The organism is Nocardiopsis protaetiae (genome assembly GCF_045446735.1).
GTDB classification, from domain to species: domain Bacteria; phylum Actinomycetota; class Actinomycetes; order Streptosporangiales; family Streptosporangiaceae; genus Nocardiopsis; species Nocardiopsis protaetiae.
The window spans coordinates 1-13,203 of record NZ_JBJJBV010000324.1; the positions used below are offsets into that span (position 1 = coordinate 1).

Genomic DNA, 13,203 nt, shown 5'->3' on the forward strand with positions numbered 1-13,203 from the left:
CCCCGCGGTGAAGCGGTCCTACAGGTCGCCGAGCAGGGCGGGCAGGGTGGACTCGTAGGCCTCGCGCAGCTCCGGCAGCGGGACCTCCACGACGCCGCCAGCGTGCGCGACCACCAGGGCGTCGCCGCCCACGGTGCCGATCTGCTCCGCCGGGACCCCGTGCCGGGCCGCCAGCGCCACGAACTCCTCCTCGTCGCCCGGGGCCACCGCCACGACCGCGCGGGCGCCGGACTCGCTGAACAGGGCGGTGAACACGTCCTCGGACACCGTCACCCGCACGCCCGTGCCGCCGCGCAGCGCCGACTCGGCCAGGGCCACGCCCAGCCCGCCGTCGGACAGGTCGTGGGCGGCCTCGGCCAGGCCGCGCTCGGCGGCCTCGGCCAGCACCTCGCCCAGCGCCGCCTCGGCGGTCAGGTCCACCCGCGGCGGCAGCCCGCCCAGGTGGCCGTGGACCGTGTCGGCCCACGCCGAGCCGCCGAACTCCGGCCGGGTCTCGCCCAGCAGGAACACCCGCGCGCCCTCGGAGCCGAACGCCGTCTTCAGGCGGGTGCGCACGTCGTCGATGACGCCCAGCACGCCGATGACCGGGGTCGGGTTGATCGCCACGTCGCCGGTCTGGTTGTAGAAGCTCACGTTGCCGCCGGTCACCGGGGTGCCCAGCGCCTTGCAGGCGTCGGCCAGGCCCCGGGTGGACTCGGCGAACTGCCACATGACGCCCGGGTCCTCCGGCGAGCCGAAGTTGAGACAGTTGGTGACCGCCAGCGGACGGGCGCCGGTCGCCGCCACGTTGCGGTACGCCTCCGCGTACGCCAGCTGCGTGCCGACGTACGGGTCCAGGCGGGTGTAGCGGCCGTTGCCGTCGGTGGACAGCGCCACGCCCCGGTGGGAGTCGTCGGCGATGCGGATCATCCCGGCGTCGTGCGGGGTGGACACCACGGTGTCGCCGCGCACGTAGCCGTCGTACTGCTGGGTCACCCAGGTCGGGTCGCCCACGCCGGGCGCGCCCAGCACCCGCAGCAGCTGCTCGCGCAGTTCGGCGTCGGTCGCGGGCCGGGCCAGCGCGGCGGCGTCGTCGGCCTGGAGCGCGTCCTGCGACGCCGGGCGGGCGTAGGGGCGCTCGTAGACCGGGCCCTCGTCGGAGGCGGTCCGCGGCGGCATGTCCACCACGGTCTCCCCGTGCCAGGTCATGACCAGGCGCCCGCCGCGCTCGGCCTCCTCGGCGGTGACGTCGGTGACCTCGCCGATCTCGGTGGCCAGGATCTGCCACTTGTCGCAGATGGCCAGGAACTCGTCCATCTTGGCCGGCTCCACGATGGCCATCATGCGCTCCTGCGACTCGCTCATGAGGATCTCCTCGGGAGTGAGTCGCGGGTCGCGCAGCGGCACCCGGTCCAGCCGGATGTCCATGCCGCCGGTGCCGCCCGCCGCCAGCTCGGTGGTGGCGCAGGAGACGCCCGCCGCGCCCAGGTCCTGGATGCCCACGACCAGGTCCTTGGCGAACAGCTCCAGGCTGCACTCGATGAGCAGCTTCTCCATGAACGGGTCGCCGACCTGGACGCTGGGCCGCTTGGCGTGCGACTCGTCGTCGAAGGTGGCGCTGGCCAGCACCGACGCGCCGCCGATGCCGTCGGGGCCGGTGGTGGAGCCGAACAGCACCACCTTGTTGCCTGGGCCGGGCGCCTGCGCCAGCTTGATGTCCTCGTGCTTCATGACGCCCACGCACAGGGCGTTGACCAGCGGGTTGCCGATGTACCCGGCGCCGAAGCCGATCTCGCCGCCGATGTTGGGCAGGCCCAGGCAGTTGCCGTAGAAGGAGATGCCCGAGACCACGCCCGGCAGCACCCGCTTGGTGTCGTCGGCGTCGGCCGGGCCGAACCGCAGCGCGTCCATGACCGCCACCGGGCGGGCGCCCATGGTGAGGATGTCGCGGACGATGCCGCCCACGCCGGTGGCCGCGCCCTGGTGCGGCTCCACGTAGGAGGGGTGGTTGTGCGACTCGATCTTGAAGGTCACCGCGCGGCCGTCGCCGACGTCGACCACACCGGCGTTCTCGCCCATGCCGACCAGCAGGGCGTCGCTGTGGGGCGCCTTCTCGCCGAACTGGCGCAGGTGCACCTTGGACGACTTGTACGAGCAGTGCTCGCTCCACATGACCGAGTAGATGGCCAGCTCGGCGGAGGTGGGGCGGCGGCCCAGGATCTCGCGGACCCGCTCGTACTCATCCTTCGCCATGCCCAGTTCGGCGTACGGCTGAGGCGTGTCCGGGCTGCTCTGCGCCACGGCGACGGTGTCGAGACGAGGTACTTCAGACATGCGTGGTTCCGTTCGGGATGTGCGGGTGTGAGCCGGGCCGTGGCGTCCGCCGACCGGCGCGGAAGGTCGTGGGCGGGGTCGTCGTGAGCGGGGTCATCGGGTGAGGTCCGCGTAGCGGACCATCAGCACCGCGGGCTCCCCTGCGGCGCCCGTGGAGGAGTCGGCGACCATGACGGTCTGGTCGGTCAGCACGGTCTGTTCCAGCGGCAGGTCGTCGGGCGACTCGACGCCCTCGGGGAGCATGATCATCCAGTCCCGGTCCACCAGGTGGTCGTAGACCTCCCGGACCGTGGCCCGGGGGTCCTCCGTGGCCTCCCCGTCCTCGGTGAGCACGCTGACCAGCCGGGCGCAGCCCTCCTGCCGGCAGTACACGTCGTCCTCCGGGTCGGAGGCGTAGGACAGGCCGGGCGGCGGGTTCCCGAGCAGGGAGACGTCGGGCACGTCGGCGGCCCGGGCGGGCGGTGCCCCGTCCCCCTGCCCGGTCTGCGGGGCGCCGGACGGCACGGTGCCCAGCGAGTTGAACAGGCCGACGGCGGCCGACACCACCAGGCCCACGACGACGATCGAGGCGAGTACGTACATCGTGGTCCGGGAGCGCAGGAGCGCCATCATCGCGAGGATCGTCCCCTTGTCGGTGTGCGGTGGGACCGGGCCGGGCTCAGACGCCGACCGGGCTCTTGGCGCCCAGGTGGGCGAGGATCGACGTGAAGAACCCCAGGCCCTCGGTGGAGGGGCCGGTCAGCGCCTCCACGGCGTGCTCGGGGTGCGGCATGAGGCCGACGACGTTGCCGTGCTCGTTGGTGATCCCGGCGATGCCGCGGCGCGAGCCGTTGGGGTTGTCGTCCGCGTACCGGACCACGACCCGGTTCTCCGCCTCCAGGGCGTCGAGGGTTGCCTCGTCGGCGACGTAGCTGCCCTCGCCGCTCTTGAGCACGACCAGGATCTCCTGGCCCCCGGTGTAGTCGCCGGTCCAGGCGGTGGCGGTGTTCTCCACCCGCAGCCGCTGCTCGCGGTTGACGAACCGCAGGGTGGAGTTGCGGGTGAGCGCGCCCGGCAGCAGGTGGCTCTCGCACAGGATCTGGAAGCCGTTGCAGATGCCCAGCACCGGCAGGGCGCCCGAGCGGGCGGCCGGGACGAGCTCGGACATCAGCGGCGCGAAGCGGGCGATGGCACCGCAGCGCAGGTAGTCGCCGTAGGAGAAGCCGCCGGGGAGGACGACCGCGTCGACCCCCTTGAGGTCGGCGTCCGCGTGCCACAGGGCCACGGGCTCGGCGCCCGCCAGCGCGACGGCGCGCGCGGCGTCCTTGTCGTCGAGGGAACCGGGGAAGGTGACGACGCCCACACGGGCTGTCATGAGCACACTCCGAGTCGTTGGTCGGGTCCCTCCCCGCTGCTGCGGGGAGTTTCGGCGAGGAGGTCGGCGGCGGCCGTCCGGACCCCGAGGGGGGCACCGCGTCCGCACTTGGCAGCGTACCCGCTCACCTGTGCTCGGGTACGACGCTCACCCCCGTTCCGGGGCCTGCGTTCGTACGATTCTCCCGAAAGCGGCGGCTCCGGAGGGCCTGCGGGTGTACGACCCGACAGGTGCCGTGGTGTGCGACACAGTGCCTTGGGAGGGGTGCCGTCATGTCGGCGGAGGGCGCACCGGCGTGTTCGCGGGGTGCGCCGCCGTGCCCGCGGGGTGCGGCGCGCGGAGTGCGCGGCGCGGCGCCCGCGGGGCACACGGCGCGGTGCCCGCCGCCCTGCCGTAGACCCCTCAGACCCGACCCAGGGTCAGAGCGTCGAACCGGGCCGGGATGCTCCCGGCCGCCGTGTCGTCGGGGCCCGTGTCGCAGGAGGTGCGGCGTTTGCGCAGGAGCACGGTGACCCGCGGCTCCCCCTCGAAGGACACCTCGTCCATGAGGCGGCGCATCAACAGAATGCCCCTGCCCGATTCTGAATCCAGTCCGGGTAGGGGCGGGGGGCGTTCCGAGGTGAAGCGCGCGGCGAGCGCTTCGGAGTCGGGCGCTCTTCCCGTATGGGAGATGCGCACTTCGCACCAATGCCGGTCGATCTCGGCGTCCACCCGGTAATCGGGTGTGGAACCGCCGTGCTCCACGGCGTTGGCGCACGCCTCGGAAGTGGCCAGCAGGAAGTCGTCGACGCAGCCCCGGCACAGCCCGGCCCGGAAGAGCAGGGTTCCGAGGATGTCGCGCACGACGGCGACCGTGTACGCACGCCGCGGTAGGGAGATCGAGAAGACGGCGTCCATGAAATAACACCTCTCGTGCTCCGTCGTCGGTCATGGGTCCGGCACGTCAAGGAACCTTCCCGAGGGCGGTGTACGTAAAACGACCGGCGGCGTCCTCATGGGACACCGCCGGTCGTTGCGTTGCACATCCGGCGCTGTGGGCACTTCCCCCGCTTTTGGGCGAAGGCCGTTAATCCGGCGCGGGTGTCCGCGGCGGCGCGGGATCGGTCGGGTGGTTCAGGGCCGTCGGCTCAGGAGGCCACGTGCACCCGGAAGTCCTCGATCACGGTGTTGGCGAGCAGCGTCTCGGCCAGGCGGCGGACGTCGGCCAGCTTGGCCTCGTCGACCTCGCCCTCGACCTCGACCTCGAAGCGCTTGCCCTGGCGGACCTGTTCGATCCCCTCGAAACCCAGGCGCGAGCAGGCGCCGGCGATCGCCTGGCCCTGCGGGTCCAGGATCTCGGGCTTGAGCATGACGTCAACAACGACGCGGGCCACAGGGTCCTCCACAAGAGAAAATGGGTGTGCCGCCCTCCCGTCCCCTCCCGGCTCCCCGGCCGGGCGGACGCCTCTCCGTACTGCTCGGAGCGGGCGACGCCAGAGTACGGCACCCGCGGGGGCACCGGTGCGGTCGAGTCCCTCGTCACCCCCGGGCCGGTGTGTGGCCGGGTCCGGCCGGGGAATATTCGGAACCCCTTGCGGGGTAGGGGGAAACCGGGGTTTTTACCGCATCCTGAACCCCGCAAGCGAGTGTTTCGGTACGTTCGTGACTCGGATCACCCCGATTGATGTCATCATTGAGAGCACAAGGTGGCGTCTAACAGGGTGGAAGTGATCGTCCGGTCGTCCTGAGGGGGAATCTTGACGACTATCGAAATGGAACCGATCGCCGCACGGAACAGTGACCGGCAGGAGCCGGAAGAGGCGTTGGACTTCGCCACCGCCGTCACGCCGTTCGCGGACCAGCTCTACCCCACGGCCCTGCGGATGACCCGCAATCCGGCCGACGCAGAAGACCTCGTTCAAGAAACGTTCGCCAAGGCCTTCGCCAATTTCCACCAGTTCCGCGCCGGCACCAATCTGCGTGCCTGGCTCTACCGGATCTTGACCAACACCTTCATCAACAGCTACCGCAAGAAGCAGCGCGAGCCGCGCCAGGAGACCACCGACGAGATCAAGGACTGGCAGCTCGCCGCCGCCGAGGCGCACACCTCCTCGGGCATGCGGTCGGCCGAGAACGAGGTCCTGGACCACCTGCCCGACTCCGACATCAAGCAGGCGCTCGCGCGGCTGCCCGAGGAGTTCCAGGAGGTCATCTACCTCGTCGACATCGAGGGCTACGCCTACAAGGAGGTGGCCGAGCGCATGGGCACCCCGCTGGGGACCGTGATGTCCCGGCTGCACCGCGCCCGGCGCCAGCTCCGCGAGATGCTGACCGACTACGCACGCGAACGCGGCATGCGCGTTCCCGCCGCCCGCTAGCCGTGCCTTTTCGAACCTCCGCTCCGCTTCGGCCCGCCCGTCGCCCACCGCCACCCTCAACGGATGGCCTGCGGCCACGGTCCTGCCACCCGGCTCGGCGTCCCTAGAAGGCGGGGACCTTCGGCTCCTACGTCGAAGTCCTCGTTCCTCGGACGTCTCCTCCGGAGCCTCCAGAACCCCGCCGCGCCTCGCGCCACGGGGGAACCGGGGACGGCGCGGCACGGGAGGGCTGGAACCCCGCCCCCGTCCGGCGCCGAGGTTCGCGAGGCCCCGCCCCCCGGAGGGTTTTCGGACCGTCCTTCCCGCCACGCTCCGTGGCCGGACCCGGCCGCCCGTCGCTCCGCGGCCGGACGCTCCGCGACCCCGCGGCCACCCGCCGACCGGCTCCCGACCACCCGTCGGCCATCCGCCGACAAAGTCGTCGGAAGGCCTTGTACATGCTAGGAAGCCCTGCTAACCGGGCTGGTCCGGCGTCGGGGAACATGGATTCGCCGCGTAAAAGGTGATGGCCGGGTCTTGCGCTGGCCAGGGTGAGTTCTGTCACCATATGGTGAGGTCCGCCGTACACCCATCACCCCGGGTGCGCGCGCGACGATCCGGCCGGCCGGCGCTCACCCGCGCGAAACCGGCCCCGAATACCGAGGAGCGACGTGTCGGACACCACCGTGCACGAGGAACCGGAGCTCATCCAGCTCCTGACACCGGAAGGGGAACTGACGGGGCACCCCGACTACCCCCTGGAGATCACCGCGGACGAGGTCCGCGACCTGTACCGGGACCTGGTCCTGGTGCGCCGCTTCGACAGTGAGGCCGTCTCCCTGCAGCGCCAGGGCGAGCTCGGCCTGTGGGCCTCCCTGCTGGGCCAGGAGGCCGCCCAGATCGGCTCCGGCCGCGCCCTGCGCGGCACCGACATGGCCTTCCCCTCCTACCGCGAGCACGGCGTCGCCTGGTGCCGCGGCGTGGAGCCCAAGGAACTGCTCGGCATGTTCCGCGGCGTCACCAACGGCGGCTGGGACCCCCACGAGCACGGCTTCCACCTCTACACGATCGTCATCGGCAGCCAGGCCCTGCACGCCACCGGCTACGCCATGGGCGTGCAGCGCGACGGCGCCCTCGGCGAGGACGGCACCGCCGTCATCACCTACTTCGGCGACGGGGCCACCAGCCAGGGCGACACCAACGAGGCGTTCAACTTCGCCTCGGTGAACAACGCCCCCGTGGTCTTCTTCTGCCAGAACAACCAGTGGGCCATCTCCGAGCCGCTGGAGCGCCAGGCCCGCGTGCCCATCTACAAGCGCGCCTCCGGCTTCGGCTTCCCGGGCCTGCGCGTGGACGGCAACGACGTGCTGGCGGTCCTGGCCGTCACCCGCGCCGCCCTGGACAACGCCCGCGAGGGCAACGGCCCGACCCTGGTCGAGGCGTTCACCTACCGCATGGGCGCCCACACCACCAACGACGACCCCACCCGGTACCGCAACGCGGCCGAGCTGGACGAGTGGAAGGCCAAGGACCCGATCCTTCGGGTGCGCCGCTACCTGGAGAACAACGGGCTGGCCGACGAGGAGTTCTTCGCCTCCGTCGACGCCGAGGCCGACGCCCTGGGGGAGAAGGTCCGCACCCAGTGCCGGAACCTGCCCGACCCCGGGCCGCTGGACATCTTCCACGAGGTGTACGCCGAGCCCAACGTCCACATCGACCGCCAGCGCGCGGAGTACGCCGATTACCTGGCCTCCTTCGAGGCGGAAGGGGTCCGATAGGCCATGACCAACCTCACGATCGGCAAGGCGATCAACGCCGGCCTGCGCGCCGCCATGGAGCACGACCCCAAGGTCCTCGTCATGGGCGAGGACGTCGGCAAGCTCGGCGGTGTCTTCCGGGTGACCGACGGCCTGTACAAGGACTTCGGCGCCGACCGCGTCATCGACACCCCCCTCGCGGAGTCCGGCATCGTCGGCACCGCCATCGGTATGGCGATGCGCGGCTACCGGCCCGTGGTGGAGATCCAGTTCGACGGGTTCTTCTTCCCCGCGGCCAACCAGACCTTCACCCAGCTCGCCAAGATGCGCCGCCGCTCCGCCGGCAAGCTCAGCGTCCCCGTCGTCATGCGCATCCCCTACGGCGGCGGCATCGGCGCCGTGGAGCACCACAGCGAGTCCCCCGAGTCGTACTTCCTGCACACGGCCGGCCTGCGCGTGATCAGCGTCGCCAACGCCGTGGACGCCTACTGGATGATCCAGCAGGCCATCCGCAGCGAGGACCCGGTGATCTTCCTGGAGCCCAAGCGGCGCTACTACGAGAAGGCGGAGGTGGACACCGAGGCGCCCATCGCCGAGGCGACCCCCATGGGCGCCGCCCGGATCGCCCGCCCCGGCACCGACGTCACGCTGCTCGCCTACGGGCCGATGATCAAGACCGCCCTCCAGGCGGCCGAGGCCGACACCGACCACTCCATCGAGGTCATCGACCTGCGGTCGCTGTCCCCGGTGGACTACCCGACCATCGTCGAGTCCGTGAAGAAGACGGGCCGCCTGGTGGTCGCCCACGAGGCCACCCTCACCGGCGGGCCGGGCGCGGAGATCGCCGCCCGGATCACCGAGGAGTGCTTCTACCACCTGGAGTCCCCGGTCATCCGGGTCGCCGCGTTCGACACCCCCTACCCGCAGTCCCGGCTGGAGGAGTACTACCTGCCGGACCTGGACCGGGTCCTGGACGGGGTCGACCGGGCGTTCGCGTACTAGGGGAACAAGGGGAACATGGCGATTCAGAAGAACGCCCCCGCCGTGGGCGGCGTGCACTCGTTCAAACTGCCCGACGTGGGCGAAGGCCTGGTCGACGCGGAGATCCTCACCTGGTTCGTCAAACCCGGTGACGTGATCGAGGTCAACCAGAACATCTGCGAGATCGAGACCGCCAAGGCGGTCGTCGAGCTGCCGAGCCCCTTTGCGGGCACGGTCAAGGAACTGCTGGTCGAGGAGGGGCAGACGGTCGACGTCGGCACGGTGATCATCACCGTCGACGACGGCACCGGCGGCGGGGACGACGGATCGGCCGCCGGCTCCGGCACCGCCCCTGCCGAGGAGGAGCGGGAGAAGCCGCTGGTGGGCTACGGCGAGAAGGCCGCCGCCACCCAGCGCCGCGCCCGCCGCCGCCCGGCGCCCTCCGGGCCGGTCTCCCCGGCCCCGGCCGCCAGGCCGGCCGCCGTCCCGGCGCCGCCGGTGGCGGTGGCCCCCGCCCCCGTGGCCTCGCAGGGCCGTCCGCTGGCCAAGCCGCCGGTGCGCAAGCTCGCCAAGGACCTGGGGGTGAACCTGGCGACGGTCGCACCCAGCGGCGCGGGCGGGATCATCACCCGCGACGACGTCCACGCGGCGGCCCAGGGCGCGCAGTCGGGTGCGCAGGCCGCCCCGGAACCGGCCGTCGCGCCCCAGGAGGCCCCCGCGGCCCCTGTCGGCTCCGCGGTGTCCGGCGGGACGGTGGACCGGTCCGCGCGGGAGCGGCGGACGCCCATCAAGGGCGTGCGCAAGGCGACCGCGGCGGCGATGGTGGGCAGCGCGTTCACCGCGCCGCACGTCACCGAGTTCCTCCAGGTGGACGTCACCCGCACCATGAAGGCGGTCGCGCGGCTGCGCGAGCACCCCGACTTCGCGGGCGTGCGGGTGTCGCCGCTGCTCATGGTCGCCAAGGCGCTGCTGCTGGCGATCAAGCGCAACCCGGACGTCAACGCGTCCTGGGACGAGGCGAACCAGGAGATCGTGGTCAAGGACTACGTGAACCTGGGGATCGCGGCCGCCACCGAGCGCGGCCTGGTGGTGCCCAACATCAAGGACGCCAACGCCAAGACGCTGCCGCAGTTGGCGGCCTCGCTCAAGGAGCTCACCGAGACCGCCCGCGCGGGCAAGGTGACCCCGGCGGACATGTCCGGCGGCACGGTCACGATCACCAACGTGGGCGTGTTCGGGGTGGACGCCGGCACCCCGATCCTCAACCCGGGCGAGGCGGCCATCCTGGCCTTCGGCCAGATCCGCGACATGCCGTGGGTGCACAAGGGAAAGCTGAAGATCCGCAAGGTCACGACGCTGTCGCTGTCCTTCGACCACCGGCTGGTCGACGGGGAGCTCGGCTCGAAGGTGCTGCGCGACATCGGCGCCGCGCTGGAGGACCCGGAACTGACCTCCCTCGCCTGGGGGTAGTCTCCTGTGAACCGCACCGTCGGGGCTGACGGTGCGACGTGGCCCCCGGGGGAGACCCCGGGGGCCGCACCTGTTTTCCGGGGGCGGCTTCTCAGGAGTCGGTCTCCGTGCGGGCGGCCGGGCCGAACCGGGCCAGGGCGTCGCGCAGGCGAGGGAGGACGGGGGAGCCGTGTTCGTCGCGCAGGTCGGGGGAGACGCGGAAGGCGATGAGGCCGTCGCTGTTGGGGTATTCGAGCCCGGTACGTTCATGCCACTTGTCGCCGGGGTCCCGGTCCTTCTTGAAGATGATGAGTATGGCGTGGTCGGAGCCGTCCGCTGTAGGGGCCGCCCGGGCCTTCTCCAGGTCGGCCCACTCCACCGAGTAGCTCCGGTCGGATCGGCGGATCCGGCGCAGGTCCAGGACCGTGAAGCCGTGCGGGTCGATGATGACCCGATCACGGCCGCCGCGCGGTTCGTCTTCGAACCAGGTCATGACGTACGACCCGACCAGTACCACCGTGTACCCGGCCACGATCAGGGGCACGTACTCCAGCACCGTGTAGGGGTCGAATTCGCCTCCGCGGCCGGTGATCGGGACCAGCAGGTCGCGGACCGGTCCGGTGTCCCGGGCGACCCAGAGAGCCCCCAAAGCCACGAGGAACAGTGCGCCGAGGACGCCGAGGAAGCTTCCCCAGGGATACTCCTTGAAGGACAGGAGCAGGAGCATGCGCAGGCGCTCGCCGGGTGTGGTGAGGTCGAAGGTCTCGCGGTCGGCGTGATCCGTGCGGGAAAGGGCGATGGGGCGGTGGGTGTCGGAGCCGCTCTTGTAGGCGGTTATCGCCGCCGTGCCGATTGCGAGGGCCAGGGCGACGCCGAGCCAGATCATGCTGCGCTGGTCGAACCGCTCCAGGTTGACCTGGTTGATGGCGAGGCCGAGGCCGACCATCGCACCGCCGCTGGCCAGGGCGGCGATCGTGGCCTTGAGGTAGCGGCGGGCGCTCATCGCGCCGCCCGAGGGCTGTACTGGAGGGAGAACGGGGGCATGGGAGCTCCTGACGTTCGGGGGACGACCCTGTGGGGTTGGACGTGCCGGGGCCGCGAAGAGTTGCGGTATCCGGCCCGTTCGGGGGAGAACGTGGTGGGGGTGGCCCGTTCGGGGGAGGCTCCGGAAAGTCGTGAAAAAAGATCCGGCGGGATGTCGAGGATCCGCGACCGGCTCCGTCCCAGGGGTGAAGGCGGCCGGGAACGGGCCGCAACCGCACGAAGGAGAACGACGATGGCCAAGTACCTGCTGCTCAAGCACTACCGCGGCGCCCCGGCGGCGGTCAACGACGTGCCCATGGACCAGTGGACACCGGAGGAGATCTCGGCCCACATCCAGTACATGAACGACTTCGCGGACCGGCTGGAGAAGAGCGGCGAGTTCGTCGACGGCCAGGCGCTCGCGCCCGAGGGGACGTTCGTCCGCTACGACGGCGAGGGCCGCCCGCCGATCACCGACGGGCCGTTCGCCGAGACCAAGGACCTCATCGCCGGGTGGATGGTGATCGACGTGGACGGTTACGAGCGCGCGGTCGAGCTGGCCGGGGAGCTGTCGGCCGCCCCCGGGGCGGGCGGGAAGCCCATCCACGAGTGGCTGGAGCTGCGTCCGTTCCTGGGCGCGGCGCCCACCATCACGGAGTGACGCCCGACGTGGACGCGACCCTGCTCCGGAGCCTCACCCCGGGCGTGCTCGGCATCCTCGTCCGCCGCGGAGCCGACTTCGCGGCGGCCGAGGACGCCGTCCAGGAAGCCCTGGTCGAAGCGGTCCGGGTCTGGCCGGACGACCCGCCGCGGGACCCCAAGGGCTGGCTGGTCACCGTGGCCTGGCGCCGGTTCCTCGACGCGGCCCGGGCGGACACCGCCCGCCGCCGCCGGGAGGACCTGGTGGACGAGGAACCGGAGCCGGGGCCCGCGTCCGCGGTGGACGACACCCTCCGGCTGTACTTCCTGTGCGCCCACCCGTCGCTGACGCCGTCGTCCGCGGTCGCGCTCACGCTGCGGGCCGTCGGCGGGCTGACCACCCGCCAGATCGCCCGGGCCTACCTGGTGCCCGAGGCGACCATGGCGCAGCGCATCAGCCGGGCCAAACGCACCGTCTCCGGGGTGCGGTTCGACCGGCCCGGCGACGTCGCCACCGTGCTGCGCGTCCTCTACCTGGTCTTCAACGAGGGCTACTCCGGCGACGTCGACCTCGCCGCCGAGGCCGTCCGGATCACCCGGCGGCTCGCCGCCGCGATCGACCACCCCGAGGTGGCGGGGCTGCTCGCCCTCATGCTGCTCCACCACGCCCGGCGGGCCGCCCGGACCGCCCCCGACGGCGCCCTGGTGCCGCTCGCCGAACAGGACCGCGGCCGCTGGGACACCGCGCTGATCGCCGAGGGGGTGGGGATCCTCCAGGCGGCCCTGGCCCGCGACCGGCTGGGCGAGTTCCAGGCCCAGGCGGCCATCGCGGCGCTGCACGCCGACGCGCCCACCGCCGAGGAGACCGACTGGCCGCAGATCACCGAGTGGTACGACGAGCTCGTGCGCCTGACCGACAGCCCGGTCGTCCGCCTCAACCGGGCGGTGGCCGTCGGCGAGGCCGACGGGCCGCGCGCGGGCCTGGCGGCGCTCGCGGAACTGGACGAAGCGCTGCCCCGGTACGCGGCGGTGGCGGCCTACCTCCACGAACGCGACGGCGACCTGGCCGGGGCGGCCCGGCTGTACGCGGAGGCGGCCCGCAAGGCCACCGACCTCGCCGAACGTGACCACCTGACCCGCCAGGCCGCCCGCCTCAACACCCTGCTGCGCCGCTGACGGCCCGCGCCACGGGCGCGGCCCGGGCCGGGCGGGTCGGGGCCGGGCGGGTCGGCGCCGGGCACGCACGCGCAGGGGGCCGGTGTGCGGGGCGTCCGGGCCGCCCGCGGATGTTCCCGCGGTCTGCACGGTGCGGTCCGGCGGCCGGTGCGCCTGTGCGGTCGGGACGCGCAGG

General features: G+C 72.1%; 12 protein-coding genes. 6 read left to right on the plus strand and 6 right to left on the minus strand.

The window, feature by feature from the left end:
- Positions 1 to 18: 18 nt before the first annotated feature.
- The 5 genes from purL to purS form a co-directional block, all read right to left on the minus strand.
- Positions 19 to 2,313 carry a phosphoribosylformylglycinamidine synthase subunit PurL gene (purL, locus tag ACJOT3_RS30630; protein ID WP_406976615.1) on the minus strand — a complete coding sequence of 765 codons (2,295 nt, stop codon included), beginning with the start codon at positions 2,311 to 2,313 and terminating at the stop codon, positions 19 to 21.
- A 93-nt stretch (positions 2,314 to 2,406) separates the two neighbouring features.
- Complete coding sequence (locus ACJOT3_RS30635) at positions 2,407 to 2,925, minus strand: hypothetical protein (protein WP_406976616.1); 519 nt, start codon at positions 2,923 to 2,925, stop codon at positions 2,407 to 2,409.
- A gap of 46 nt (positions 2,926 to 2,971) precedes the next feature.
- Positions 2,972 to 3,667 carry a phosphoribosylformylglycinamidine synthase subunit PurQ gene (purQ, locus tag ACJOT3_RS30640; protein ID WP_406976617.1) on the minus strand — a complete coding sequence of 232 codons (696 nt, stop codon included), beginning with the start codon at positions 3,665 to 3,667 and terminating at the stop codon, positions 2,972 to 2,974.
- A 402-nt stretch (positions 3,668 to 4,069) separates the two neighbouring features.
- The gene (locus tag ACJOT3_RS30645) at positions 4,070 to 4,564 is read right to left on the minus strand and encodes an ATP-binding protein (protein ID WP_406976618.1); all 495 of its coding nucleotides are present in this window, start codon (positions 4,562 to 4,564) and stop codon (positions 4,070 to 4,072) included.
- 230 nt (positions 4,565 to 4,794) lie between these two features.
- A complete protein-coding gene (gene purS / locus ACJOT3_RS30650; RefSeq protein WP_220564319.1) occupies positions 4,795 to 5,040 on the minus strand; it encodes a phosphoribosylformylglycinamidine synthase subunit PurS in 246 nt (81 codons plus the stop codon).
- 378 nt (positions 5,041 to 5,418) lie between these two features.
- Between purS and ACJOT3_RS30655 the strand changes: the two genes are divergently transcribed.
- From ACJOT3_RS30655 to ACJOT3_RS30670, 4 genes are all read left to right on the plus strand, one after another.
- On the plus strand, positions 5,419 to 6,024 hold the full coding sequence (locus ACJOT3_RS30655; protein WP_306367714.1) for a sigma-70 family RNA polymerase sigma factor: 606 nt from the start codon (positions 5,419 to 5,421) through the stop codon (positions 6,022 to 6,024).
- Between the two features lie 650 nt (positions 6,025 to 6,674).
- Entirely contained in the window at positions 6,675 to 7,781 is a 1,107-nt protein-coding gene (gene pdhA / locus ACJOT3_RS30660; protein WP_406976619.1) for a pyruvate dehydrogenase (acetyl-transferring) E1 component subunit alpha, read from the plus strand.
- Between the two features lie 3 nt (positions 7,782 to 7,784).
- Positions 7,785 to 8,762 carry an alpha-ketoacid dehydrogenase subunit beta gene (locus ACJOT3_RS30665; RefSeq protein ID WP_406976620.1) on the plus strand — a complete coding sequence of 326 codons (978 nt, stop codon included), beginning with the start codon at positions 7,785 to 7,787 and terminating at the stop codon, positions 8,760 to 8,762.
- 15 nt (positions 8,763 to 8,777) lie between these two features.
- On the plus strand, positions 8,778 to 10,211 hold the full coding sequence (locus ACJOT3_RS30670; RefSeq protein WP_406976621.1) for a dihydrolipoamide acetyltransferase family protein: 1,434 nt from the start codon (positions 8,778 to 8,780) through the stop codon (positions 10,209 to 10,211).
- Between the two features lie 91 nt (positions 10,212 to 10,302).
- Here ACJOT3_RS30670 and ACJOT3_RS30675 read toward each other — a convergent pair whose 3' ends face one another.
- The gene (locus tag ACJOT3_RS30675; RefSeq protein WP_406976622.1) at positions 10,303 to 11,193 is read right to left on the minus strand and encodes a hypothetical protein; all 891 of its coding nucleotides are present in this window, start codon (positions 11,191 to 11,193) and stop codon (positions 10,303 to 10,305) included.
- Positions 11,194 to 11,466: 273 nt separating this feature from the next.
- On the opposite strand from ACJOT3_RS30675, the gene ACJOT3_RS30680 reads away from it, so the two are divergent.
- Positions 11,467 to 11,874 (plus strand): YciI family protein, encoded by a 408-nt coding sequence (locus tag ACJOT3_RS30680; protein ID WP_406976623.1) that lies wholly within the window; start codon positions 11,467 to 11,469, stop codon positions 11,872 to 11,874.
- 8 nt (positions 11,875 to 11,882) lie between these two features.
- Complete coding sequence (locus tag ACJOT3_RS30685; protein ID WP_406976624.1) at positions 11,883 to 13,028, plus strand: RNA polymerase sigma factor; 1,146 nt, start codon at positions 11,883 to 11,885, stop codon at positions 13,026 to 13,028.
- Positions 13,029 to 13,203 lie beyond the last annotated feature (175 nt).